The sequence below is a fragment of the Sphingomonas sp. 7/4-4 genome (assembly GCF_027941955.1).
Classification (GTDB): domain Bacteria; phylum Pseudomonadota; class Alphaproteobacteria; order Sphingomonadales; family Sphingomonadaceae; genus Sphingomonas.
Window position 1 is genome coordinate 2,251,889 of the sequence record NZ_CP115960.1, and the last position, 22,683, is coordinate 2,274,571.

Here is a 22,683-nt window from a genome sequence, read left to right on the forward strand (position 1 = left end):
GGGAGGGGCTAGGAACTGAGAAAATGCTGCACTTCGAACTCGTCACCCCCGAACGTCTCGTCCGCTCCGAGGACGTGCACATGGTCGTCGTCCCCGGCACCGAGGGCGATTTCGGCGTGCTCGAAGGGCATGCCCCGCTGATGTCGACGATCCGCGACGGCAATCTCGAAATCTACAAGACCGGCGCCACCGCGCCCGAGACGATCCGCATCGAAGGCGGCTTCGCCGAGGTCAACGAGCGCGGGCTGACCGTGCTGGCCGAAAAGGCGGACTGACGGCCTACTTCACGCGGCGATAGCTCCACCGCATCGCCTTGCTGCCGTCGAGCAGCGAGATCTCGGCCATCAGCGCTTCCCCTCGCGCCAGTAGCGCACGCGCTGCGGATAATCGTGCGTGGCATCCTCGAAAACGACGGATCGCGCCGCCGGATCGAATTTGCGCATGGGGAAATCTGCGGGCTTCTGACCGGCGGGCTCGGCGTGGAAGACCGTTCCGGATTCGTTGACGATGATCGTCATCGCCTCGTTGGTCTTCACGAACGTGCCCGCGCGCGTGGTGCCGACGCCGTGCATCTTGCCCTTGTCCATCGGCTTCCAGGTCTCGCACGTCGTCGCGCCGTTTTTGGGCTCGGTGCACCATTCGCCCACCAGCCAGCCGAGATCGGGCGTTTGCGCGTCGAGCAGCAACGGGGCCAGTATCAGCAGCATGGGAACCTCGCCGAGAAGAGGAGCCGCAAGCTCCCATAAACGCCGCCCGGAGGCAATCGCCAGCGCTCGTGCCGCCCTTGGTTAGTCAATTCTAAAGCCTTGATGGCTACGCCTTCCTCCCATGCGGGGATTACAGGTTAACCGATGAGCGCTTTCGGACGACGCAACGGAATGGGTGGCGGGGCGGCCGGCGGACGACCCGCTTTCGGCGTCGCGCGTCCGATGCAGGGCCCAGGGCCCGCACCGCGTCCCGCCGACGCCATGCCGGGCGGCGGCGAACAATTCCCGCCGATCAGCAGCGTTCCCCTCCCCGGCGCAGCCGCCGATCCGATGGCCGAGCGCGATCCCGCCGCCGGCAGCATCGCCAACAGCGACGCGATGCAACGCCTCGCCGATCGTCAGGCGGCATCGGGCGATGCCGGCAATTCGCGCGTCGAAGGCTTCGAAGCCTCGATCCACCGCATCAAGGAACAGGTGCTCCCGCGCCTGCTCGAGCGTGTCGATCCCGAGGCGGCGGCGACGCTGAGCAAGGACGAACTCGCCGAGGAATTCCGCCCGATCATCGGCGAAGTGCTCGCCGAGCTGAAGCTCACGCTCAACCGCCGCGAGCAATTCGCGCTAGAGAAGGTTCTCGTCGACGAGTTGCTCGGCCTCGGGCCGTTGGAAGAACTGCTCTCCGATCCGGCCATCTCGGACATCATGGTCAACGGCCCCGAGCAGACCTTCATCGAGCGCAAGGGCAAGCTCGAGCTCGCCAACATCCAGTTCCGCGACGAAGAGCATCTGTTTCAGATCGCCCAGCGCATCTGCAACTCGGTCGGCCGCCGCGTCGACCAGACCACGCCGCTCGCCGACGCGCGCCTCAAGGACGGCAGCCGCGTCAACGTGATCGTGCCGCCGCTCTCCTTGCGCGGCACTGCGATTTCGATTCGTAAATTCTCGGCCAAACCGATCACCCTCGACATGATGGCGAACGGCGGATCGATGAGCACGAAGATGGCGACGATGCTCAAGATCGCCGGCGCCTGCCGTTTCAACATCGTCATCTCGGGCGGCACCGGCTCGGGCAAGACGACCATGCTCAACGCCCTGTCCAAGATGATCGACCCGGGCGAGCGCGTGCTGACGATCGAGGACGCCGCCGAGCTCCGCTTGCAGCAGCCGCACTGGCTGCCGCTCGAAACGCGTCCGCCCAACCTCGAAGGCCAGGGCGAGATCACGATCCGCGATCTGGTGAAGAACTCGCTGCGTATGCGCCCGGATCGCATCATCCTCGGCGAAATCCGCGGCTCCGAGTGCTTCGACTTGCTCTCGGCGATGAACACCGGCCACGACGGCTCGATGTGCACGCTCCACTCCAATTCCCCACGCGAATGCCTCGGCCGCATGGAGAACATGGTGATGATGGGCGACATCAAGATGCCCAAGGAAGCCATCAGCCGCCAGATCGCCGACTCGGTCGATCTGATCGTCCAGGTGAAGCGCCTGCGCGATGGTTCGCGCCGCGTGACCAACATCACCGAAGTGATCGGCATGGAAGGCCCGGTGATCGTCACCCAGGAGCTGTTCAAGTTCGAGTATCTGGACGAATCCGCCGAGGGCAAGATCATCGGCGAATATCGCTCGATGGGCCTGCGCCCCTATACGCTCGACAAGGCCCGGCAATATGGCTTCGATCAGGCGATGCTCGAGGCGTGCCTCTGATCGCTGCCGCGGAGCAGTGATTCCTGTTCGGGCATTTGCGCGTTAGGCTATGCCCGTGCTCGCTCTCCTCGCCCCTATCATCGCGCTCGCCGAGCCACAGGCGACGACGGCGCTCGATATCGACACCGAAGCGCGCTGGGTCGATTTCGAGCTGACGCCCTATAACCAGCTCCGCTTCCCGATCGCGCTCAACGGCCATACCAGCTGGGCCATCCTCGATACCGGACTGAGCGACACCATCGTCACCAGCCGTTTCGCGCGGACCGCGGGCCTCGTCGCCGCGCGCCGCCAGCGCGCGCTCGCGATCGGCGGCGGCGTCGAAGTGGGCTGGGCCGACACGGCTTCGATCCGTTTCGGCGGACTGACCCGCAGCCATGGCCGTGTCGGCATCGCCGATCCCGCGGGGCAGATCCGCTTCGGCGCCGATGTGCTGGTCGGCGCGGACATCCTCAGCTGCTGCGCACTCGACATCGACTATGACGCGCGTCGCTTCCGCATCCTGTCGAGCGGGCGGATGCCCTTTCCCGGCACCACCGCGCCCTTGCGGCGCAGGAGCCCCAATGGCGTCTACCAATCCGAAGTCACGATCGCCGGCAAGCTATTGCGGCCGATCATCGTCGACACCGGCGACGGCGGATCGTTGACGCTGAGCCGCACCGCCTGGGCCTCGACGGGAGTACGCGACGCGCGCGTCACCACTACGCTGGGCTGGGGCATGGGCGGACCCGTGGTCACCGACACGCTCGTGGCCCCGTCCCTTTCGCTCGCCGGGATGGCGCCGGTGGAAGCCGAATTGCGGATCGAAGGCGAGGGCGGTTTCTCGGCCTCGGTCGGCGCCGCAGGGCGGCTGGGGACCGGCATGCTGCTGCGTTACCGTTTGCTGCTCGATCCGCGCGCCGGCCGGATGATCCTCCAGCCGGGAAAGGCACGCGCCGCCAGGGTGCCCCGCTCGACCAGCGGGCTGCTCGTCGAATTCACCGGCACCGCGTTGCGAGTCGTCCACGTCATGCGCGGCTCTCCCGCCGAGGCGGGCGGCTGGAAGGCGGGCGACCTGATCTGCTCGGCCGACGGGGTGTCGGTGGCTGAAGACGTCAAGGACGGGCTGGTCGAATGGACCGTCGGCACGCCCGGCCGCACCATCCGGATCGGCCTGTGCGACGGCACCGAACGCAGCCTGACGCTCGCGGACTTCTATTAGCGCAGGTTGAGCGCCAGGCTCGCGAGGATCACCGCAGCGAGCATCGCCAGCACCTGGACCAACGTCCAGGGCATGAATCCGACCCGGTCCATGTCGCGCCGCCGCCGCCTGCGGTGCTCGCCGAAACCACTGGCCACCGCGACCAGCACGGCAGCCGCCGCACCGCCCCATAATTGTTGTTGCATCGTTTCGAAAAACTCCCACATGCGCTCTGCCATTCAGGCAAGGAAATGTCATGCGCCAGACTCTGACCGTGCTCGGCCTCCTTACCACTGCGATCGCAGTGGCCAGCGTCGCCGCGGGTGAGCCGCGGACGCAGCGCCACGCGATCCAGGACGCGGTTTCCGCCACCACCCGCACGCCGGCGAATGTCGCGCGCGATAAATATCGCCACCCGGTGGAGACGCTGAGCTTCTTCGGAGTCAAGCCGGGGCAGACCGTAGTCGAGATCTGGCCGGGCGGCGGCTGGTACACCGAGATCCTCGCGCCGCTCACTAGCGCCAAGGGTACGCTCTACGCCGGCGTCTCGCCCTGGCCCGATGGCGGCAAGGGCGTGCAGGCGCTTCAGGCCAAGAATCCCGCGGTGTTCGGCCAGGTGAAGCTCGCCGCTTTCCCTTGGGCTGAGGGCCAGCCAAAGGTTCCCGACGGCAGCGCCGATGTCGTCCTCACTTTCCGCAACGTCCATAACTGGCGGATGGGCTATCAGCGGAATGGGCAGGATTATGCGGCCGAGGCATTCGCGCAGATGTTCGCGATGCTCAAGCCCGGCGGCGTGCTCGGCATCGAAGACCACCGCCTGCCCGAAAGCGCGAGTGACGAGCGCGAGAAGAACAGCGGCTATATGAAGGTATCGACCGTCCGCCGGCTCGCCGAGCAGGCCGGGTTCAAGTTCGTCGCCGCGTCCGAAGTCAACGCCAATCCGCGCGACACTGCGGACTGGCCCAAGGGCGTCTGGACCCTTCCGCCCAGCTACACGCTCAAGGATGTGGACCGCGCCAAATATGCGGCGATCGGCGAGAGCGACCGGATGACGCTGAAGTTCAGGAAGCCCTGATATTTTTGTTGCGGCGCCGCAATAGTCCATGCTCCGTTAACCAATAAGCCGTAGCAATCGGGTCCGTGCCACGCCGGATCCGCTCCCTGCTGTCCGTCCTTCGCGACGAGGTCGATACTTTCGCCAGCACGAGCGAACAGATCGCCGCGCGCACCAATTTGCTGGCGCTCAATGCCGCGATCGAGGCCGCCCGCTCGGGCGAAGCCGGCCGCGGCTTCTCGGTCGTCGCGCAGGAAGTGAAGGCGCTCGCCCAGCAGGCGCGCCACGCCAGCCTCGCATTCCGTTCCGAAGTCCGCGAACGCCTCGCCATGGGCGCGGGCATCGCCGACGAAATGGTCGGCGAGATCGAGGGCACGCGTCTCGTCGAGCTCGCCCAGGCGCTGATCCTCAACGTCACGCGCCATCTCTACGATCGCAGCGTCGATCTGCGCGTGATGGCGTCCGATGCCGAAGTCATCGCCGCGACGCTCGATCCGACGCCGGAGAAGATCGTCGCCGCGCAGGCGCGTCTCGCGGAATTCACGCGAACCTCGCCTTATTATCTCAATGTCTTCGTCGCCGATCGCGACGGCCGCATCATCATCTGCTCGGATCCCCATGCGCGCGTCCAGCAGACCAATGTCGGCAATGCGCCCCAGTTCCTGAAGGCGATGGGCAGCACCGATCGCGATGAATGGTTTACCGACGAGGTCTGGCAGAATCCCTGGTCCGATCACCGCGCGGTGCTCGTCTTCGTCACCGGCATTCGCCCGCGCGATACCGCCGGCAGGCCCGCCGGCGTCTTCTATGTCGAATTCGACTGGGAATCGCGCGTTCCCGCGATCATCTCCGATCGCTCGCTGTTCGGCGAAAAGGAATGGGCGCGCACGCGGATCTCGATCGTCGACGAGGCCGCACGCATCGTTGCCGATTCCTCGAGCACCCGCTTCGGCGAGACGATCCCGCTACCGGCCAAAGCGGTGCGCGGCGCAGAGGCACGCGCCGACACCACGATCGCCTTCGCTACCGCCGGCAGCTATCACGGCTTCGACGGGCTGGGCCTGCGCTGCGTCATCGAGCAGAAGATGATCAGTCTGGACGAGATCCAGGCGGCGCTGGGCGGCCTGGGGAGGCGGACGAACATCTAAATTCCCTCCCTGATAGGGAGGGGCAAGGAGTGGGTATAGAAAAGGCGGGCTCGATACCCGCCTTTTCTATTCTTCTCACCCGCGGGAAGGGCTCGCTGACGCTCGCACCCACCCCGGCCCCTCCCTTGCAGGGAGGGGAGCAATAGCTACTTGCCCAATTTCTCGATCTTGTCCTGCAGCCGCGCCAGCTCTGCCTTCAGCGCTGCGACATCGTCGCCGCCTTCGCCCGCGGCAGCCGGCTTGGCCGCCGTCGGCGTGGCTACGCCTGCGACTCCCGCGGCCCCCGGCTTGAACGCCTCGGCGGCCGCTTCGAACATCGCCATGTTGCGTTTGGCGATCTCGGCGAAGGGCGAGTTGGCGAACGCGCCCTCGACCGCCGACTTGAACTGTTCCTGGTTGCGCCGAAAGCTGTCCATCGACGCTTCCAGATAGCCCGGCACCATTGCCTGCATCGAATCGCCATAAAGCGAGATCAGCTGGCGGAGGAAATTGACCGGTAGCATCGAAGTGCCCCGCGCTTCCTCTTCCATGATGATCTGGGTCAGCACATTATGGGTGATGTCCTCGTCGGTCTTGGCGTCGACGACCTTGAAGTCGCGCCCCTCGCGCGTCATCGCGGCGAGATGGTCGAGCGTGATGTAGGACGAGGTTTCGGTGTTGTAGAGTCGGCGGTTCGCGTATTTCTTGATGATGACCGGACCCGAACCAGTAGCAGCCTTCTTCATGGATACCCCCACGCGTGAATGGTGATACCCTAACATCCTTTGCCGCATCGCAACAAGGGCCTCGGCCGCTCCCTCTGTTTCTCGCGCTGCTGCGCAGCGAAACTGCAGCATCGCCCGAACGGCGCGCTGCTGCACTTGCGGGCTTGCGCGCCTATCAGCAGGCCCCCGTCCCGCCCCGCCTGCACCGATGCCCGCCGTCGCCAGCGCAGGCCGCGCCAGGCTGCGCGACTATGGTGGCGAAGGCCTGCCGGTGGTGTTCGTGCCCTCGCTGATCAATCCGCCGCTGGTGCTCGATCTCGACGAGAATTCGCTGCTCCGCTGGCTCGCGCGGCAAGGCGTGCGCCCGCTCCTCGTCGATTGGGGAGCCCCCACGCCCGATGATCGCGCGCAGGACGTAACGGCGCATGTCGAAGAACTGCTGTTGCCGCTGCTCGCCACGCTCGATCGCCCGCCGGCGTTGGCCGGCTATTGCCTCGGCGGCACCATGGCGACCGCCGCGGCGTCGGCGATTCGCACCGCCGGCCTCGTCACCATCGCCACGCCGTGGCGTTTCGAGGCCTATGGCGACACGCTTCAGCCGATCTCGGCGCTATGGGACCAGGCCCATTCGACCTGCGAGCAGCTCGGGCTGGTGCCGATGGAGGTGCTGCAGTCCGGCTTTTGGCAGCTCGATCCGAAGCGCACGGTCGCCAAGTTCGAGCGCTTCGCCCGCCTCGCGCCTGACAGCGACGAGGCCCGCGCCTTCGTCGCGCTCGAGGATTGGGCCAATGGCGGCGCCCCGCTCAGCTTCGCTGCCGGTCGCCAATTGTTCGACGATTTCTTCGTGGCGGACCTGCCCGGCAGCGGCCGCTGGCAAGTCGCCGGCCGCAGCGTCGATCCCGACGCGCTCGACGTTCCCGTGCTTTCTTTCGTCTCGACCACCGACCGGATCGTTCCGGCCGCGAGCGCCGCGCGCATCGGCACGGTGCGCGAGCTGGCGATGGGGCATGTCGGGATGATCGTCGGCGGCCGCGCGAAGGACGCGCTGTGGCAGCCGCTTGCGGACTGGCTAACCGCGCTTGCCGCCACTAGATAGCCGCCAAACATTCGACACGCGCAGGAGCCCCATTACATGACCGACATCGTCATCACCGCCGCCAAGCGCACGCCGGTCGGCAGCTTCCTCGGCGCCTTCGCCGCGACGCCCGCGCACGAATTGGGCCGGATCGCGATCGAGGCGGCGCTCGAGCAGGCCGGCGTGAGGGGCGAGGAAGTCAGCGAAGTCATCCTGGGGCAGGTGCTCACCGCCGCGCAGGGCCAGAACCCCGCGCGCCAGGCATCGATGGCCGCCGGCGTTCCCAAGGAAGTCCCCGCCTGGGGCGTCCAGCAGGTCTGCGGCTCGGGCCTTCGTGCAGTCGCGCTCGCTTACCAGGCGATCAAGACCGGTGACGCGACGATCGTCGTCGCGGGCGGGCAAGAGAGCATGTCGATGAGCACGCACGCCCAGTCGCTGCGCCCCGGCACCAAGATGGGCGATCTCAGCCTGGTCGACACGATGATCAAGGACGGCCTGACCGACGTGTTCAACGGCTATCACATGGGCATCACCGCCGAGAACCTCGCCGAGCAATATCAGGTCACGCGCGGCGAGCAGGACGCATTCGCGGTCCGCTCGCAGAACCTCGCCGAAGCCGCGCGCGCGGCGGGCAGGTTCAAGGACGAGATCGCCCCCGTCACGATCAAGGGTCGCAAGGGCGACACCGTGGTCTCGGACGACGAATATATCCGCGCCGGCGCCACGGTGGAGAGCGTGTCGGGCCTGCGCCCCGCCTTCAAGAAGGACGGCACCGTCACTGCCGCCAACGCCTCGGGCCTCAACGACGGCGCCGCCGCGCTCGTCGTGATGAGCCGCGAGGAGGCCGAGAAGCGCGGCGCGCCGATCCTCGCCACCATCAAGAGCTGGGCAAGCGTCGGCGTCGACCCGTCGATCATGGGCATCGGCCCCGTTCCCGCCTCGAGGAAGGCGCTGGAGAAGGCCGGCTGGACGATCGCCGATCTCGACCTGATCGAAGCAAACGAGGCCTTCGCCGCGCAGGCTTTGTCGGTCGGCAAGGAGCTCGGCTGGGATGCCGACAAGGTCAACGTCAACGGCGGCGCGATCGCGATCGGCCACCCGATCGGCGCCTCGGGCGCACGCGTGCTCACCACCCTGATCTACGAGATGCAGAAGCGCGACGCCAAGAAGGGCCTCGCCACTTTGTGCATCGGTGGGGGCATGGGCATTGCGATGTGCATCGAGCGGTAATCGCTGGCCGCAATAATCCGGGCATTGGTCGTAAAAGCGCCACATATTGGCGCAGTGCCGTACTATAACAGCGACGCACTCACCTTACATTATTGCGTTATGCTGCAACACAGCGCAACAACCCGAAAACTCCTGTAGCATATCTGCAACAGGCGGGTGGCTAATTAATCTGCAGTTCATAAACGGCCTTGCGCGGCAAGGCTCGAATAAGGCGTCATGGGGCAAATCGGGCATCAAGCCCGAGGGGGCCCCGAACATGAAAATCAGCCGACTTCTCGGCGCGACCGCCTTGGCGAGCGCCGCGTTCCTCTTTCCGCACGTTGCGCTCGCGCAGGCCGCGGACCCGCAATGCGTTGATTCGGATCCACAAACCGAGGGCTGTCAGGAAGAGGCGACGGGAGACACCGTCGTCGTCACCGGTTCGCGCATTCGTCGTCCGAACCTCGAATCGACGGTTCCGATCACCTCAATCGCCGGTGAGCAGTTCTTCCAGCAGGGGCAGACCAGCGTCGGCGATATGCTGAACGACCTGCCGCAGCTTCGCAGCACCTTCGCCCAGCAAAATCCAGGTCTCGGCATCGGCATCGCGGGCCTCAACCTGCTCGATCTCCGCGGCCTCGGCACGCAGCGCACGCTCGTGCTGGTCAACGGCCGTCGCCACGTGCCGGCCGACATTCTCAACAACGCAGTGTCGGTGGACGTCAATACGATCCCCAACGATCTCATCGAGCGCGTCGACATCGTCACCGGCGGCAACTCGGCGATCTACGGTTCGGACGCGATCGCGGGCGTGGTCAATTTCGTGCTGCGCCGCGATTTCGACGGCATCCAGGTGCGCGGTCAGGCCGGCATCACCGGAGAGGGCTTTGGCGCCAGCCAGTATATCTCGGCGATGGCGGGCCGAAACTTCGACGGCGGTCGTGGCAACATCACGCTGCACGGCGAATATTCGCGTGCCGATCGCGTGTTCGCATCGGATGTCGATGCGTTCCGCACCAACCAGAACTTTGCGATTATCGACGCAGACTCCGGCACCGGTGTGGTCAACGGTGGAGACGGTTTCCCCGATCGCCAGTTTTTCAACAACCTCAGCAGCACAACGATCCACTATGCTGGCCTGGTTCCGATCAACCAGCGCAACGCGCCGAACGCCGGCGCCTGCGGCAATGCGACAGCAGCCAATTTCGGCCCGCCGAACACCGCCGGTCCGGCATTCAGCTGCACCTACATCTTCACCGACGCCGGCCGGCTGGTACAACAGACGGGCACGCGCTTCGGCACCGGTCTCAACAGCGGAATCATCGGCGGCAACGGCCAGACCGGCCGCGAAGGCAAGACCGTATCGGTCCTGCCGTTCAATGAGCGCTACAACTTCAACCTGCTGGCGCACTACGAATTCTCGCCCGCGATCGAAGCGTTCGTCGAGGCCAAGTGGAATCGAGTCAACGCGGTCGGCAACAATGCCGGCCCGTCGTTCAACCAGGGCACGGGCGGCACGAGCGACTTCCGCGAGCGGCCGCGGCTGGACAACCCGTTCCTGAACCCCGCCGATCGCACCACGCTGGCCAATCTCATCCTTGCATCTAATTGCAGATCCGATTTGCAGGTGACCTGCCCCTTACGACGAACATAGGCACTGCGGCGAACCCGATCCTCATCCCGGGAAACCTCACGGCTGCAGACCAGCTTGCAATCGCAAATGGCAGCTACCGCTTCGTCAATGCCCGCAACCTGCTCGACGTCGGGTTGCGCGACGAACATTTCCAGCGCGACACGTGGCGTGTCGTCGGCGGCCTTCGCGGGACGTTCAACGACGATTGGAGCTACGAACTTTCGGTCAATTACGGCAAGTTCCGCGAGAGCGTCACCAGCAACGGCTATATCGATCGGCAGCGCTTCGCACTGGCGATGGACGCCGGCCGCAACCCCGTTACCGGCGCGATCCAGTGCCGGTCGCAATTCGATCCTGCCTCGGCGGTGAAACTGGTCGGCTTCGGCCCATCGGACCCCACAGCCTTGGCGCAGTATAATGCCGCGCAGACGGCGCGGCTGGCAGCGGACATCGCCGCCTGCGTGCCCTACAATCCGTTCGGCACGGCGGACAACGGAGCTTCGGTCGACTATTTTGCGCGGACCTTCACGGTCAAGTCGGGGCTGACCCAGTTCGTGGCCTCAGGCTTCGTATCGGGCGACTCCAGCCAGATCTTCGAACTGCCCGGCGGCCCGGTCAGCTTCGCTCTGGGTGCCGAATATCGGAGCGAGACCGCGTTCTACGAGCAGGACAAGTTCGTCACCGACGGCTTCACGAACGGCGTCTCCATTCCTTCGTTCCAACCCGATCCGTTCCGGGTGAAGGAAGCGTACGGCGAAATCCGGCTTCCGCTGCTGAAGGACGTGCCCTTCTTCCATGAACTGACTCTCAGCGGCGCCGCTCGCGTCGCGGGATATCAGGGCAGCGTCGGCACGGTCTATTCGTACAACGCTGGTGGCGACTGGGCGCCGGTCCAGGATATCCGCTTCCGCGCCAATTACGGCCGGGCGGTTCGCGCACCCAACGTCTCGGAGACCGGATTCCCGCTGGTGCCGAACTTCTTCAACAACTTCACCGATCCGTGCAATCCGTCGGTCATCGGAAGCGGGGTACGCGCCGCCAATTGCGCTGCCGATCTGGGTTCGTTGCTCAGCAACCTGAACAACATCACCCAGTCGCTGCCGATCGTCAGCGGATCGAACCCGAACCTGAATGCCGAAACCTCGGATTCCTACACTTATGGTGTCGTTCTCCAGCCACGCTGGACGCCGGGCCTGAGCCTGTCGATCGACTATTACAACATCACGGTGAACGGGATCATCGCGACCGTTTCTCCGCAGACGATCGCCAATCAATGCTATGATTCACCGACGCTCAACAACATTTTCTGTTCTCAGTTCACTCGCTGGCGTGGGCCCGGTAACGGTCCGCTCGGAGAAGTTCCGGGCCGCATTCTGGGCAATTCGCTCATCAATGCCCCACTCAACTTCGCCAAGCGCACGCGGCGGGGCATCGATGTCAACTTCGCCTATCGCCACAGCTTTGGCGAGTTCGATTTCAACACCAACCTGATCTACACGCACAATCTGGAGATCAGCAACTTCCAGGATCCCACCAATCCGAACTTCGAGACCCGGGTCCTGGGGCAGCTGGGCGATCCGGAAGACGAGTTCCGGTGGGACTTCGACTTCGGCGTGGGGCCGGTGACGTTGGGATACCGGGCGCACTATATCGGGCCGCAATACTACAATACTTACGCCACGCTGTTCGCGCTCAATGGGCAAACCCCGACGGACGTCGACGCGTTTCCGAGCACGAAGTACCAGGCGATCACGTATCATGATCTCCGCATCGACCTCGACGTCGCCAAGGACGGCAACGGTCGCGCGATCAAATTCTACGTGGGCGTAGACAATGTGCTGAATCAAGGCGTGCCGCGCGGCGCAACCACCGCAACCGGTGCCGGCAGCGCGATCTACAGCTTCCGCGGCCGCAATTTCTACTCCGGCTTCCGCGCACGGTTCTGATCCGACGTGGCAAGTGTTAATCTGAGGGGCGGAGGAAACTCCGTCCCCTTTTTGATCGGAGCGGCGGTGTCGGATCCTCTGCAGGCTGCGGCGCGAAGTGTCGAGCAAGGGCGCGTCGAAGAGGCGCTTGCCACGCTTCACCGGGCCGGCGACGCCGGCAATGCGGACGCGCTGACGCGGCTGGCGACCTGGTATCTGAGCGGGACCATCGTCGCGCGGGATCTTCCCGCTGCCCGAACCTTGCTCAGGCGAGCGGCAGAACTCGGCCATGCAGACGCCGCATTGGTCGAAATCGCCCTCACCGCCAACGGCAGCGGCGCGGAGCCGGACTGGAAAGCGGCGGTGCAACGATTGGGGCATGCCGCGCTGAGCGATCCGCTGGCCGCCCAATATCTCCAGCTGCTGGAACAAATGTCGCTTCGCGAGGACGGCACGCCTGAGGATCTGCCGCGGCCGACGATGCTCCACCCGGAACCTCGCATCCAGCGCTTTGCGCAATTCTGCACGCCGGACGAGTGCGTCCATATCGCCTCGCTGGCAGCTGCCTCGCTGCAGCCGGCGACCGTATTCGACCCTGGTTCGGGCAAGATGATCGCCCACCCCGTGCGCAATTCGGATAATGCCGTGGTCGGTCCCACGCAGGAGACGCTCGTCGTGCAGGCGATCAACCAGCGCATCGCCACCGCTACCGCCACCCGGATAGCCCAAGGCGAGCCGCTCGCCGTGCTACGCTATGGCCCGGGCCAGCAATATCGTCCCCATCTCGACACGCTGACCGGCGAGCCGAACCAGCGGATCCGCACCGCGATCCTCTATCTCAACCATAATTATACCGGGGGTGAGACCGCATTCCCGCTGCTCGGCCTCAAGATCGTGCCACGTGTCGGCGATCTCCTCGTCTTCGACAATGTCGACGCGCGCGGCGCATCCGATCCGAACAGCCGCCATGCCGGGCTACCGATAACGAGCGGTACCAAATGGATCGCGACAAGGTGGCTCCGCGCCGAGCCGACCAGCCCCTGGTTGCTTTCCGCCCAGGCCCGCGCCGCCGCACAGGCCTGACCGATCAGCCCCACACCCGGTCGAATCGATCCCCCAGCCCCGTGATCAGCTCATATTGCGACAAGCCGCTCAGTGCCGAAGTCTCGGGCAGTGCATAGTCCAGCGTCACCCAGTCGCCCTCCGCCAGCTCGGGCGCGGCGTCGACTGCGATCGCGGTGAGGTCCATCGATACCCGCCCGATCACCGGCAGCACCGCGCCGCCCGCCCGCGCGCTGCCCTTGCCCGAGAAGCAGCGCAGATATCCGTCGGCATAGCCGAGGTTGAGGATCGCGACTTCCATGTCGGCAGGCGCGGTGAAGGTGGCATTGTATCCCACGATCCCGCCCGCCGGCACGCGCCGCCGCTGGAGGATCTGCGCCTCGGGTGTCACGACCTGCCGGATGCCGTCATGCCCGGCGTGCTGGCGGCCGCCATATAGCGCGATCCCCGGCCGCGTCAGATCGAAGGCATAATCGGCGCCCAGCGCGATTCCGGCCGAATTGGCGAGGCTCATGCGGCTGGCCGAAGTCCGCCCGGCAAGCGCCGCGAACGCCCCGCGCTGCTGCTCGTTGAGCGGCACATCCTCGTCGGCGCAGGCGAGATGGCTCATCAGCGTGTCGACCGAGAGCCCGTCGAGCAGGCCGCCCGCGACATCCTCGGGCGCGATGCCGAGCCGGTTCATGCCCGTATCGACCATCACGTCGCACAGGCCCCTCCGCTGTCGCGCCAGCGCCGCACCTGCTCCACTGTGTTGAGCACCGGCCGCGCAGTTGCGGGCCGATCGGCCATGTCGGCGTCGCGCACCCCGTGCAGCACCGAAACCGAAACGCCCAGATCGGCGACCGCCCGCGCCTCGCGCCACGTCGCGACGAAGAAGTCGCGGCATCCTGCCCCGGCCAGCCGCTGCACGACCTCGCGCGCGCCCAGACCATAGCCGTCGGCCTTGATCGCGGCGCCGCACGCCGCGCCGCCGCTCATCTCGCGCAGCAGCCGCCAGTTGGCGACCAATGCGTCGCCGTCGAGCCTCAGCCTGAGGGGGAGTGCGTCATGCCGTTGCGGTTAGCGTCTGGCGGCTCCCTGCGCCACCGTCTCCTTCAGGCCCCATGCCGTAACTGCCAGCGCCATCGCCACCACGGCGAAGGTATACCAGAGCCCGGCATAGGGATCGCCGGTCCGCGCGACGATATACTGGCTGATCAGCGGCAGGAATCCGCCGAAATAGCCGGTGCCGATATGATAGGGGATCGACATCGAGCTGTAGCGGATTTTCGACGGGAACATCTCCGACAACAATGCCGCCACCGGCCCATAGGTCGCCCCCGAAAGCCCCATCAGCGCGAGGATCGCGAGCACGATGATCGCGATATTGCCCACCGGGGGCACGGTCGGCGCGAGGTTCCACCCCGCTGCCGCCAGCGCCACGTCGAGGCCCGCCGGGCTGGTGTCGGCCACCGGCTGGCCGCCGATCGACACCGTCACCGCCGGTGCCGGAACGGTCCGGTACGCCACGCCCTTTTTCGAGAAATGATCGAGCAGCTTGCCGCACTCGTCGGCCTGTTTCGCCGCGAACGGATCATAACCGCAATGCGGGCCCGACACGATCACCGGCGCCCGCCGCGCCGCCTCGGCCAGCCCGGGATTGGCCGCGCTGCCGATCACCCAGAAGAGCGGAAACATCAGCACCAGCGTCAGCGCATAGCCTGCGACGATCGGGATCTTCCGCCCGATCCGGTCGGAGAGATGTCCGAAGAACAGGAAGAAGGACAAGCCGATGATCGCCGATCCGCCGGTGATCAATTGCGCCGCGGTGGGTTCGAGCCGCATCGGGCCCTGCAGGAACGACAGCACCGAGAACATCGACGTGTACCAGATCACCGTCAGCCCGGCCGAGATGCCGAACAAGGCGACGAACAGCCTCTTGCCGTTGCCGGGATAGGTGAAGCTTTCGAGGAACGGATTGGCCGCGGTCTCGCCCGATTCCTTCATCGCCTTGAACACCGGGCTCTCGGAGAGTTTCAATCGCATCCATAGCGACACTGCGAGCAGCAGGATCGAGAACAGGAACGGCACGCGCCAGCCCCAGCTCGCCCAGACATCGGCGAGCGCGAACTTGGAGAGCAGCACCACCGCAAGGCTGAGGATGAACCCGCCGACCACGCTCGCCTGGATGAAGCTGGTATGGAAGCCCGCGCGTCCCGGCGGCGAATGTTCGGCGACATAGATCGCTGCGCCGCCATATTCGCCGCCCAGCGCGAGCCCCTGGCAGATGCGCAGCAGGATGATCAGCACCGGCGCGGCCATGCCGATCGCGGCATAGCTGGGCACGAGGCCCACGCCCGCGGTCGCCACGCCCATCAGCGTGATCGTGACGAGGAAGGTGTATTTGCGCCCCAGCTTGTCGCCGAGATAGCCGAACAGCACCGCGCCCAGCGGCCGGAACCCGAACCCCACTGCGAACCCCGCCCAGGCGAGCAGGGTCTGCAGCACTTCGTTGCCGGCGGGAAAGAAGGTCCGCCCGATGATCCCCGAAGCGGCGAGCGTTCCGTAGATGAAGAAGTCGTACCATTCGAACACGGTGCCCAGCGACGATGCGCTGATCACCAGCCGCATGTCCTTCGCGCTCGGTTCGGCCGCTGCACTGGCCATCTTGCCCTCCCTGTTTGACGGGAAGGTGTAGCGTGCCCGCGCGCCGCGGCAAGGGCGCCGGGCCAGATCGGCCGGCGCCCCCGCTTGTGTCAGCCCGCCAGCGTCGAGTTGTCGATGACGAAGCGATACTTCACGTCGCTGCGCAGCATCCGCTCATAGGCCGTGTCGATGTCCTGCGCGGCGATCATCTCGATATCCGAGACGATGCCATGCTCGGCGCAGAAATCGAGCATCTCCTGCGTCTCGGCGATCCCGCCGATCAGCGAGCCCGCGATCGCGCGCCGCTTGAAGATCAGCGCCGACACGTCGGGCGAGGGATGCGCATGCTCGGGCACCCCGACGAGGCAGAGCGTCCCGTCGCGCTTGAGCAAGGCGGTGAACGCATCGAGATCATGGCTGGCCGCGACGGTGTTCAGGATGAAGTCGAAGCTGCCGGCATGCGCCGCCATTTCGTCCGCATTGCGCGACACGACGACTTCGTCCGCGCCCAGATCGAGCGCATCCTGCCGCTTGCTCTCCGACGTGGTGAACGCGACGACGTGCGCGCCCAATGCATGCGCGAGCTTGACGCCCATATGGCCGAGCCCGCCGATGCCGACGATCTCCACCTTCTTGCCCGGGCCCACATTCCAGTGGCGCAGCGGCGACCAGGTGGTGATCCCCGCGCACAGCAGCGGCGCCACGGCGGCGAGTTGCTCGGCCTTATGGTTGATCCGCAGCACGAACTTGTCGTCGACCACGATGCGCTGCGAATAGCCGCCCAGCGTGTGCCCCGGCGCGTCCGCGGTCGGCCCGTTATAGGTGCCGACGAACCCCGATCCGGTGCAATATTGCTCCAGCCCTTCGGCACATTCCGGGCAATGCTGGCAGCTGTCGACCATGCAGCCGACGCCCACGGTGTCGCCCACCGCGAACTTCGTCACGTCGCTGCCCACCGCCGAGACGTGCCCGACGATCTCGTGCCCCGGCACGCAAGGGTACAGCGTCCCGCCCCATTCGGAGCGGACGGTGTGCAGGTCCGAATGGCAGACGCCACAATAAGCGATGTCGATCTGCACGTCGTGCGGGCCGGGCGCGCGGCGCTCGATCGCGATCGGCTCGAGCGGCTTGTCGGCGGCGTAGGCGCCATAGGCCTGGACGGTCATAGGGGTTCCTTCAAAGTAGATGGTTCAGCGGTTCACTGCGGCCTGGAGGTTCGCCGGATAGCGGTCCCCCGCGACCGGGATCGCATCCAGCGCGGCACCGATCTCGTTCAGATCGTCGGCGGTCAGTTCGATCGCAGCGCCGCCGATATTCTCCTCCAGCCGATGGAGCTTCGTGGTGCCGGGGATCGGCACGATCCACGGGCGTTGCGCGAGCAGCCAGCCGATCGCGATCTGCGCAGGTGTCGCCTGCTTCGCCGCGGCGATCTCGCCGATCCGGTCGACCAGCGCCTGGTTCGCCGCGCGTGCCTCAGCGGCGAAGCGCGGGATCTTGTTGCGGAAGTCGTCGCTAGCGAGCTCGGTGTCGGCAGTGATCGCGCCGGTCAGGAAGCCGCGCCCCAGCGGGCTGAACGGCACGAAGCCGATCCCAAGTTCCTCGAGCGCCGGCAATATCTCGCGCTCGGGCTCGCGCCACCACAGCGAATATTCGCTCTGCAGCGCCGCCACCGGCTGGACGGCATGCGCGCGGCGGATCGTGTCGACGCCCGCCTCGGACATGCCGAAATGCTTAACCTTGCCCTCCGCGATCAGCGCCGCGACGGTGCCCGCGACCTCCTCGATCGGCACGTTCGGATCGACGCGATGCTGGTAGAGCAAGTCGATGCGGTCGGTCCGCAGCCGCTTGAGCGCCGCCTCGGTCACCGCCCGGATATTCTCGGGCCGGCTGTCCAAGCCGTCCGCCGGCACGCCGCCGGCGAAGCCGAACTTGGTGGCGATCACCACCTGGTCGCGAACCGGCGCCAGCGCTTCGCCGAGCAGATCCTCATTGGCGAACGGGCCATAGGCCTCGGCCGTGTCGAAGAAGGTCACGCCGCGCTCGAACGCGCCGCGCAGCAGCCGGATCGCGTCCGCGCGCTCAGGGGCGGGACCATAAGCATAGCTCAGCCCCATGCAGCCCAAACCGATCGCCGAGACTTCGAGGCCGCTGCGGCCGAGTATGCACTTCTGCATGGGACTGCTCCGTTCATTGGGGAGCCTCCCAGATAGGCATTGGGTCCGCGCGCGATTAGGCACTAATAAGTACATGTAGTCATATCGGAGATTCATCAATGCGGCGCGAGGAACTGGCCGATCTGGCCGCCTTCATGGCGGTTGCCGAGGAGCGCAGCTTCACCCGCGCCGCCGCCAGGCTCGGCACGTCGCAATCGGCGCTGAGCCACACGGTCCGCCGGCTCGAGACGCGGCTGGGCGTCCGGCTGCTCGCCCGCACCACGCGCAGTGTCGTCGCCACGCAGGCAGGCGAGCGCCTGCTGGCGACGCTGCGTCCCGCCTTCGACGATATCGACGCCCAGCTCGCCGCGCTCACCGAATTGCGCGACAAGCCCGCCGGCACGGTCCGCATCACCTGTACGGGGCAGGCCGCCCGCGACGTCCTCTGGCCGGCGCTGGAAAAGCTGCTCCCCACCCATCCGGACGTACATGTCGAGATCAGCATCGACTCGTCACTGACCGATATCGTCAGCGAACGGTTCGATGCGGGGATCCGGATCTGGGAGCAGGTGGCGAAGGACATGATCGCAGTGCGCGTCGGGCCGGACCTGCGCATGGCCGCGGTCGGCTCGCCTTCCTATTTCGCCCGCAATCCGCCCCCGCGCACGCCGCAGGATCTCCCCGCGCACGACTGCATCAACATGCGGCTGCGCACGTCAGAGGGTCTCTACGCCTGGGAGCTCGACAAGGACGAGCGCGAGCTCAAGGTACGGGTCGAGGGGCAGCTCGTGCTCAACGACGTCGACATGATCGTCACCGCGGCGGAGGCCGGCTTCGGCATCGCCTTCCTGCCCGAGGACCATTTCCGCGAGTCGCTCAAGGCCGGCCGGCTGGTGCGCGTGCTGGAGGACTGGTGCTCGCCCTTCCCCGGCTATCACCTTTATTATCCCAGCCGCCGCCAGATGACTCCCGCCTTCGCGCTGCTGGTCGAGGCGCTGCGCTATCGGGGTTAGGCTAGAATAACACCCGTTCGTGCTGAGCCTGTCGAAGCACCGTCTTCCCTTCGTCCGAAGAAAGGACTGCCCTTCGACAAGCTCAGGGCGAACGGAGTGGGTCTAACGGCCTAGATTTCTCTACGCGTCGATGCCTTCCAGCGCTTCGCTCGCCTCCAGCCATGCAGCCTCGGCGGCATCGATCTTGTCGTTGAGCTCGGCGCGGCGCTTCATCAGCTCGGTCATGGTCAGCCTGGTGAGCGCTGCATCCGCGGCCGATGGATCGAACATCGCCAGCTCCACCGCGGCACGCTGCCCGGTCAGCTTCGCCAGCTCGGCTTCGGCCGCCTTGGCGACCTTGCGCAGCTCGGTGCCCTTCTCGCGCGCCTCGGCGGCCACGCGGCGCGCCTCCTTCTTGTCGGCCTTGGAGAGCTTGGGCCCCTGCCCGTCCTTGCTGAGCACGAAGGCGATATAGTCGTCGAGCGACCCGTCGAAGTCCTTCGCCGTCCCCTGATCGACCAGCACCAGCCGATCGGCGGTCATCTCGAGCATGTGGCGATCGTGGCTGACCAGCACTACCGTGCCGGTATATTCGTTCAGCGCCTGGATCAGCGCCTCGCGCGCGTCGACATCCAAATGGTTGGTCGGCTCGTCGAGGATCAGCATGTGCGGCGCATCGCGGGTGATCAGCGCCAGCGCCAGCCGCGCGCGCTCGCCGCCCGAAAGCTTGCCGACCTCGGTGGTGGCCTTCTGCCCCGAAAAGCCGAAGCGTCCCAGCTGGCCACGCACCGCACCCTGAGTCGCACCCTTCATGAGCGACGTCATGTGCTGAAGCGGCGTCTCCGTCCGGTCGAGCTCCTCGACCTGATATTGGGTGAAATAGCCCACGCGCATCTTGCCGCTGGCGTTCATCGCGCCTTCCATCGGCGTCAGCTGCGCCGCGAGCAGCCGTGCCAGCGTGGTCTTGCCGTTGCCGTTGCGCCCTAGCAGCGCGACCCGGTCGTCCGGATCGATGCGCAAATTGAGCCGCTTGAGGATCGGCGTCTCGCCATAACCGACGGTCGCGAGGTCGAGCGTGATCAGCGGCGGACGCAATTCGTCGGGATTGGGGAAGTCGAAGGTCAGGGTCGGATCGTCGAGCAGTTCGGCGATCGGCTGCAACTTCGCCAGCGCCTTCTGCCGGCTCTGCGCCTGCTTGGCGGTAGAGGCACGGGCCGAGTTCTTCGCGATATATTCCTGCAGGTGCTCGCGCTGCGCCTGCTGCTTCGCCCGCGCCGAGGCGATCTGCGCCTGCCGCTCGGCCCGCTGGCGCTCGAATGCATCATATCCGCCCGGATAGAGCGTCAATTTGCCGCGATCGAGGTGGAGGATGTGATCCACCACATTGTTGAGGAAGTCGCGCTCGTGGCTGACCAGCAGGATCGTCGCCGGATAGCTTTTGAGGAAGTCTTCGAGCCACAGAACCGCTTCGAGATCCAAGTGGTTCGAAGGCTCGTCGAGCAGCAGCATGTCGGGCTGCGAGAACAACAGGCTCGCCAGCGCCACGCGCATCTTCCACCCGCCCGAGAAGCTGTCGAGCGGCTGGTGCTGCATGTCTTCGTCGAAGCCGAGCCCGACCAGGATCTGCGCCGCGCGGCTCGGCGCGGTATAGGCATCGATCGCCATCAGCCGCTCATAGACTTCGCCCAGCCGATCCGGATCCTGGCTGGTCTCGCTCTCCTCGAGCAAAGCCGCGCGCTCCAGATCGGCGGCGAGCACCGTCTCGAACGGTGTGGCGTCGCCATGCGGCGCCTCCTGCGCGATATAGCCGAGCCTCGCCCCGCGCGGCATCTCGACGCTGCCGCCATCGGGCTCGAGCTGGCTGGCGATCACCTTGACCAGAGTCGATTTGCCCGCGCCGTTGCGGCCGATCAGCCCGATACGGCCCTTGGGCGGCAGCTTGGCAGTGGCGGCGTCGATGATCGTACGCCCGCCGAGGCGCACCGTGATGTCGGTCAGGTTGAGCATGATGGCTGGCCCCTACCACCGGCGAGCCCGCGGCCCAACCCCCGACAAGCCCTTATTCCGCAATGCAACAATTATCGAGGGCGGAGGAGGCTTTGGGTGTACGATGCACGCGCGGCCACTCGTCGCGGGAGAACGTCCCATGCGCATGCTGATGCCCCTGCTCGCCTTGCTCGCAATGACGCTTCCGGCACAGGCCCAGATTCCCGATTATCCCGCGACCTTCCAGACGCAGGAGATCGTCGCCAACGGCACGACGCTCCACGTCCGCATCGGGGGCAAGGGACCCGCAGTGCTCCTTCTCCACGGTTACGGCGAGACCGGCGACATGTGGGCGCCGCTCGCCGCCGCGCTGATGCGCGATCACCGGGTGATCGCCCCCGATCTGCGCGGCATGGGGCTCTCCGCGGTCGCCGCCGGCGGCTATGACAAGAAGACGCAGGCCGCCGACATGGCGGCTTTGCTCGATACGCTCAAGATCGCCAAGGCCGATGTCGTCGCGCACGATATCGGCAACATGGTCGCCTTTGCCTTCACCGTGCAGCATCCCCAGCGCGTGACGAAGCTGGTACTCATTGACGCACCCGTCCCCGGTATCGGCCCGTGGGAGGAAGTCCTCAAGAACCCGCTGCTCTGGCATTTCCGCTTCGGTGGCCCCGACATGGAGCGGCTCGTCGCGGGACGCGAGCGCATCTATCTCGATCGGTTCTGGAACGAATTCTCCGCCGACCCAACGCATTTCGACGAGGCCTCGCGCGCCCATTATGCCGCGCTCTACGCCCGCCCCGGCAACATGCACGCCGGCTTCGCGCAGTTCGCCGCCTTCGATCAGGACGCCGTCGACAATCGCGGCTTCCTTGCCGCCAACGGCAAGCTGCCGATGCCGGTGCTCGCGCTCGGCGGCGAGAAGAGCTTCGGGCCGATGATGGCGACGGTCATGCGCTTCGCCGCCACCAACGTGACCGAGGGCGTCGTGCCGGGCTCCGGCCACTGGATCATGGAAGAGAACCCCCAGGCCACGGTCAAGCTGGTCCGGGACTTTCTCGTTGCAAGTAATCCGCAGCCTTGATCAAACTGCCTTCGAATTCGCGCGCCGGCTGGCCCAGTCCAGATTGCAAGTGACACAAATAAAGTAGACCCTGTTGTCACGCGAATCGCTTCTATGCATCGCGGTCAACAATGGGGGAGATGACAAGTGGCTGGAGATAATCCTAATTTTCCGATCGGGACTGCTGCCGTGAGCTGGCTCGACAGTTCAAATCAAATCCATATCCGCGTCTATTCGACCGACGGCTACACCCTGACCGAACGCTGCTGGGACGGCGGTGGCTGGATCGCGGGCGGCTTCAACGCGCCCGGCGGCGCAGTCTCGGCGACGAGTTGGCAGGCCTCGGACGGCGTTCACATCCGCGTCTACGCCACCAATGACGACGCCACGATCGAATGGTGTTTCGATCCCGGCAGCGATTGGACGCAAGGCCAATACACCACCAGTTGAGCCACCCGGCGCC

At 65.9% G+C, this 22,683-nt stretch carries 19 protein-coding genes and 2 pseudogenes; 13 read left to right on the forward strand and 8 right to left on the reverse strand.

Annotated elements, in window-relative coordinates; translation table 11 throughout:
- The first annotated feature begins 23 nt into the window (after positions 1–23).
- A complete protein-coding gene (locus PIB19_RS11360) occupies positions 24–275 on the forward strand; it encodes an ATP synthase F1 subunit epsilon (protein ID WP_271237446.1) in 252 nt (83 codons plus the stop codon).
- A 69-nt stretch (positions 276–344) separates the two neighbouring features.
- Here PIB19_RS11360 and PIB19_RS11365 read toward each other — a convergent pair whose 3' ends face one another.
- Positions 345–707: a DUF6265 family protein gene (locus PIB19_RS11365; RefSeq protein WP_271237447.1), complete on the reverse strand. Its 363-nt coding sequence runs from the start codon at positions 705–707 to the stop codon at positions 345–347.
- A gap of 144 nt (positions 708–851) precedes the next feature.
- Here PIB19_RS11365 and PIB19_RS11370 point away from each other — a divergent pair, with 144 nt between their 5' ends.
- Together PIB19_RS11370 and PIB19_RS11375 are read left to right on the forward strand one after the other, a co-directional pair.
- Complete coding sequence (locus tag PIB19_RS11370) at positions 852–2,411, forward strand: CpaF family protein (RefSeq protein ID WP_271237448.1); 1,560 nt, start codon at positions 852–854, stop codon at positions 2,409–2,411.
- A gap of 55 nt (positions 2,412–2,466) precedes the next feature.
- Entirely contained in the window at positions 2,467–3,609 is a 1,143-nt protein-coding gene (locus PIB19_RS11375; RefSeq protein ID WP_271237449.1) for an aspartyl protease family protein, read from the forward strand.
- Here the strand turns inward: PIB19_RS11375 and PIB19_RS11380 are convergent.
- On the reverse strand, positions 3,606–3,815 hold the full coding sequence (locus PIB19_RS11380) for a hypothetical protein (RefSeq protein ID WP_271237450.1): 210 nt from the start codon (positions 3,813–3,815) through the stop codon (positions 3,606–3,608). The genes PIB19_RS11375 and PIB19_RS11380 overlap by 4 nt on opposite strands.
- Before the next feature lie 29 nt (positions 3,816–3,844).
- Here PIB19_RS11380 and PIB19_RS11385 point away from each other — a divergent pair, with 29 nt between their 5' ends.
- Entirely contained in the window at positions 3,845–4,663 is an 819-nt protein-coding gene (locus tag PIB19_RS11385) for a class I SAM-dependent methyltransferase (protein WP_271237451.1), read from the forward strand.
- 65 nt (positions 4,664–4,728) lie between these two features.
- A complete protein-coding gene (locus tag PIB19_RS23660) occupies positions 4,729–5,790 on the forward strand; it encodes a methyl-accepting chemotaxis protein (RefSeq protein ID WP_271237452.1) in 1,062 nt (353 codons plus the stop codon).
- 146 nt (positions 5,791–5,936) lie between these two features.
- Here the strand turns inward: PIB19_RS23660 and phaR are convergent, their stop codons facing one another.
- Complete coding sequence (gene phaR / locus PIB19_RS11395; protein WP_271237453.1) at positions 5,937–6,515, reverse strand: polyhydroxyalkanoate synthesis repressor PhaR; 579 nt, start codon at positions 6,513–6,515, stop codon at positions 5,937–5,939.
- 74 nt (positions 6,516–6,589) lie between these two features.
- Between phaR and PIB19_RS11400 the strand changes: the two are divergent.
- From PIB19_RS11400 to PIB19_RS11420, 5 genes and pseudogenes are all read left to right on the forward strand, one after another.
- Positions 6,590–7,590: pseudogene (locus tag PIB19_RS11400) on the forward strand (alpha/beta hydrolase).
- A 36-nt stretch (positions 7,591–7,626) separates the two neighbouring features.
- Positions 7,627–8,799, forward strand: coding sequence for an acetyl-CoA C-acetyltransferase (locus PIB19_RS11405; protein ID WP_271237454.1), 1,173 nt, complete (start codon positions 7,627–7,629; stop codon positions 8,797–8,799).
- 46 nt (positions 8,800–8,845) lie between these two features.
- The gene (locus tag PIB19_RS11410; protein WP_271237455.1) at positions 8,846–10,432 is read left to right on the forward strand and encodes a TonB-dependent receptor plug domain-containing protein; all 1,587 of its coding nucleotides are present in this window, start codon (positions 8,846–8,848) and stop codon (positions 10,430–10,432) included.
- On the forward strand, positions 10,387–12,357 hold the full coding sequence (locus PIB19_RS11415; RefSeq protein WP_271237456.1) for a TonB-dependent receptor domain-containing protein: 1,971 nt from the start codon (positions 10,387–10,389) through the stop codon (positions 12,355–12,357). The genes PIB19_RS11410 and PIB19_RS11415 overlap by 46 nt, the downstream gene beginning before the upstream one ends.
- A gap of 66 nt (positions 12,358–12,423) precedes the next feature.
- A complete protein-coding gene (locus PIB19_RS11420) occupies positions 12,424–13,419 on the forward strand; it encodes a 2OG-Fe(II) oxygenase (RefSeq protein ID WP_271237457.1) in 996 nt (331 codons plus the stop codon).
- Between the two features lie 4 nt (positions 13,420–13,423).
- Here PIB19_RS11420 and PIB19_RS11425 read toward each other — a convergent pair.
- The 4 genes and pseudogenes from PIB19_RS11425 to PIB19_RS11440 form a co-directional block, all read right to left on the reverse strand.
- Positions 13,424–14,376 (reverse strand): annotated as a pseudogene (locus PIB19_RS11425) (alanine racemase).
- An 81-nt stretch (positions 14,377–14,457) separates the two neighbouring features.
- The gene (locus tag PIB19_RS11430) at positions 14,458–16,044 is read right to left on the reverse strand and encodes an MFS transporter (RefSeq protein WP_271237458.1); all 1,587 of its coding nucleotides are present in this window, start codon (positions 16,042–16,044) and stop codon (positions 14,458–14,460) included.
- Between the two features lie 89 nt (positions 16,045–16,133).
- Positions 16,134–17,189, reverse strand: a complete 1,056-nt coding sequence (locus PIB19_RS11435) for an NAD(P)-dependent alcohol dehydrogenase (protein ID WP_271237459.1) — start codon at positions 17,187–17,189, stop codon at positions 16,134–16,136.
- 24 nt (positions 17,190–17,213) lie between these two features.
- Positions 17,214–18,197, reverse strand: a complete 984-nt coding sequence (locus PIB19_RS11440) for an aldo/keto reductase (RefSeq protein ID WP_271237460.1) — start codon at positions 18,195–18,197, stop codon at positions 17,214–17,216.
- Between the two features lie 98 nt (positions 18,198–18,295).
- On the opposite strand from PIB19_RS11440, the gene PIB19_RS11445 reads away from it, so the two are divergent.
- On the forward strand, positions 18,296–19,189 hold the full coding sequence (locus PIB19_RS11445) for a LysR family transcriptional regulator (protein WP_271237461.1): 894 nt from the start codon (positions 18,296–18,298) through the stop codon (positions 19,187–19,189).
- Positions 19,190–19,309: 120 nt separating this feature from the next.
- On the opposite strand, the gene PIB19_RS11450 is transcribed toward PIB19_RS11445, so the two are convergent.
- The gene (locus tag PIB19_RS11450; protein WP_271237462.1) at positions 19,310–21,175 is read right to left on the reverse strand and encodes an ABC-F family ATP-binding cassette domain-containing protein; all 1,866 of its coding nucleotides are present in this window, start codon (positions 21,173–21,175) and stop codon (positions 19,310–19,312) included.
- A gap of 139 nt (positions 21,176–21,314) precedes the next feature.
- On the opposite strand from PIB19_RS11450, the gene PIB19_RS11455 reads away from it, so the two are divergent.
- Entirely contained in the window at positions 21,315–22,241 is a 927-nt protein-coding gene (locus PIB19_RS11455; RefSeq protein ID WP_271237463.1) for an alpha/beta fold hydrolase, read from the forward strand.
- Between the two features lie 168 nt (positions 22,242–22,409).
- The gene (locus PIB19_RS11460; protein WP_271237464.1) at positions 22,410–22,670 is read left to right on the forward strand and encodes a hypothetical protein; all 261 of its coding nucleotides are present in this window, start codon (positions 22,410–22,412) and stop codon (positions 22,668–22,670) included.
- Positions 22,671–22,683: the final 13 nt, after the last annotated feature.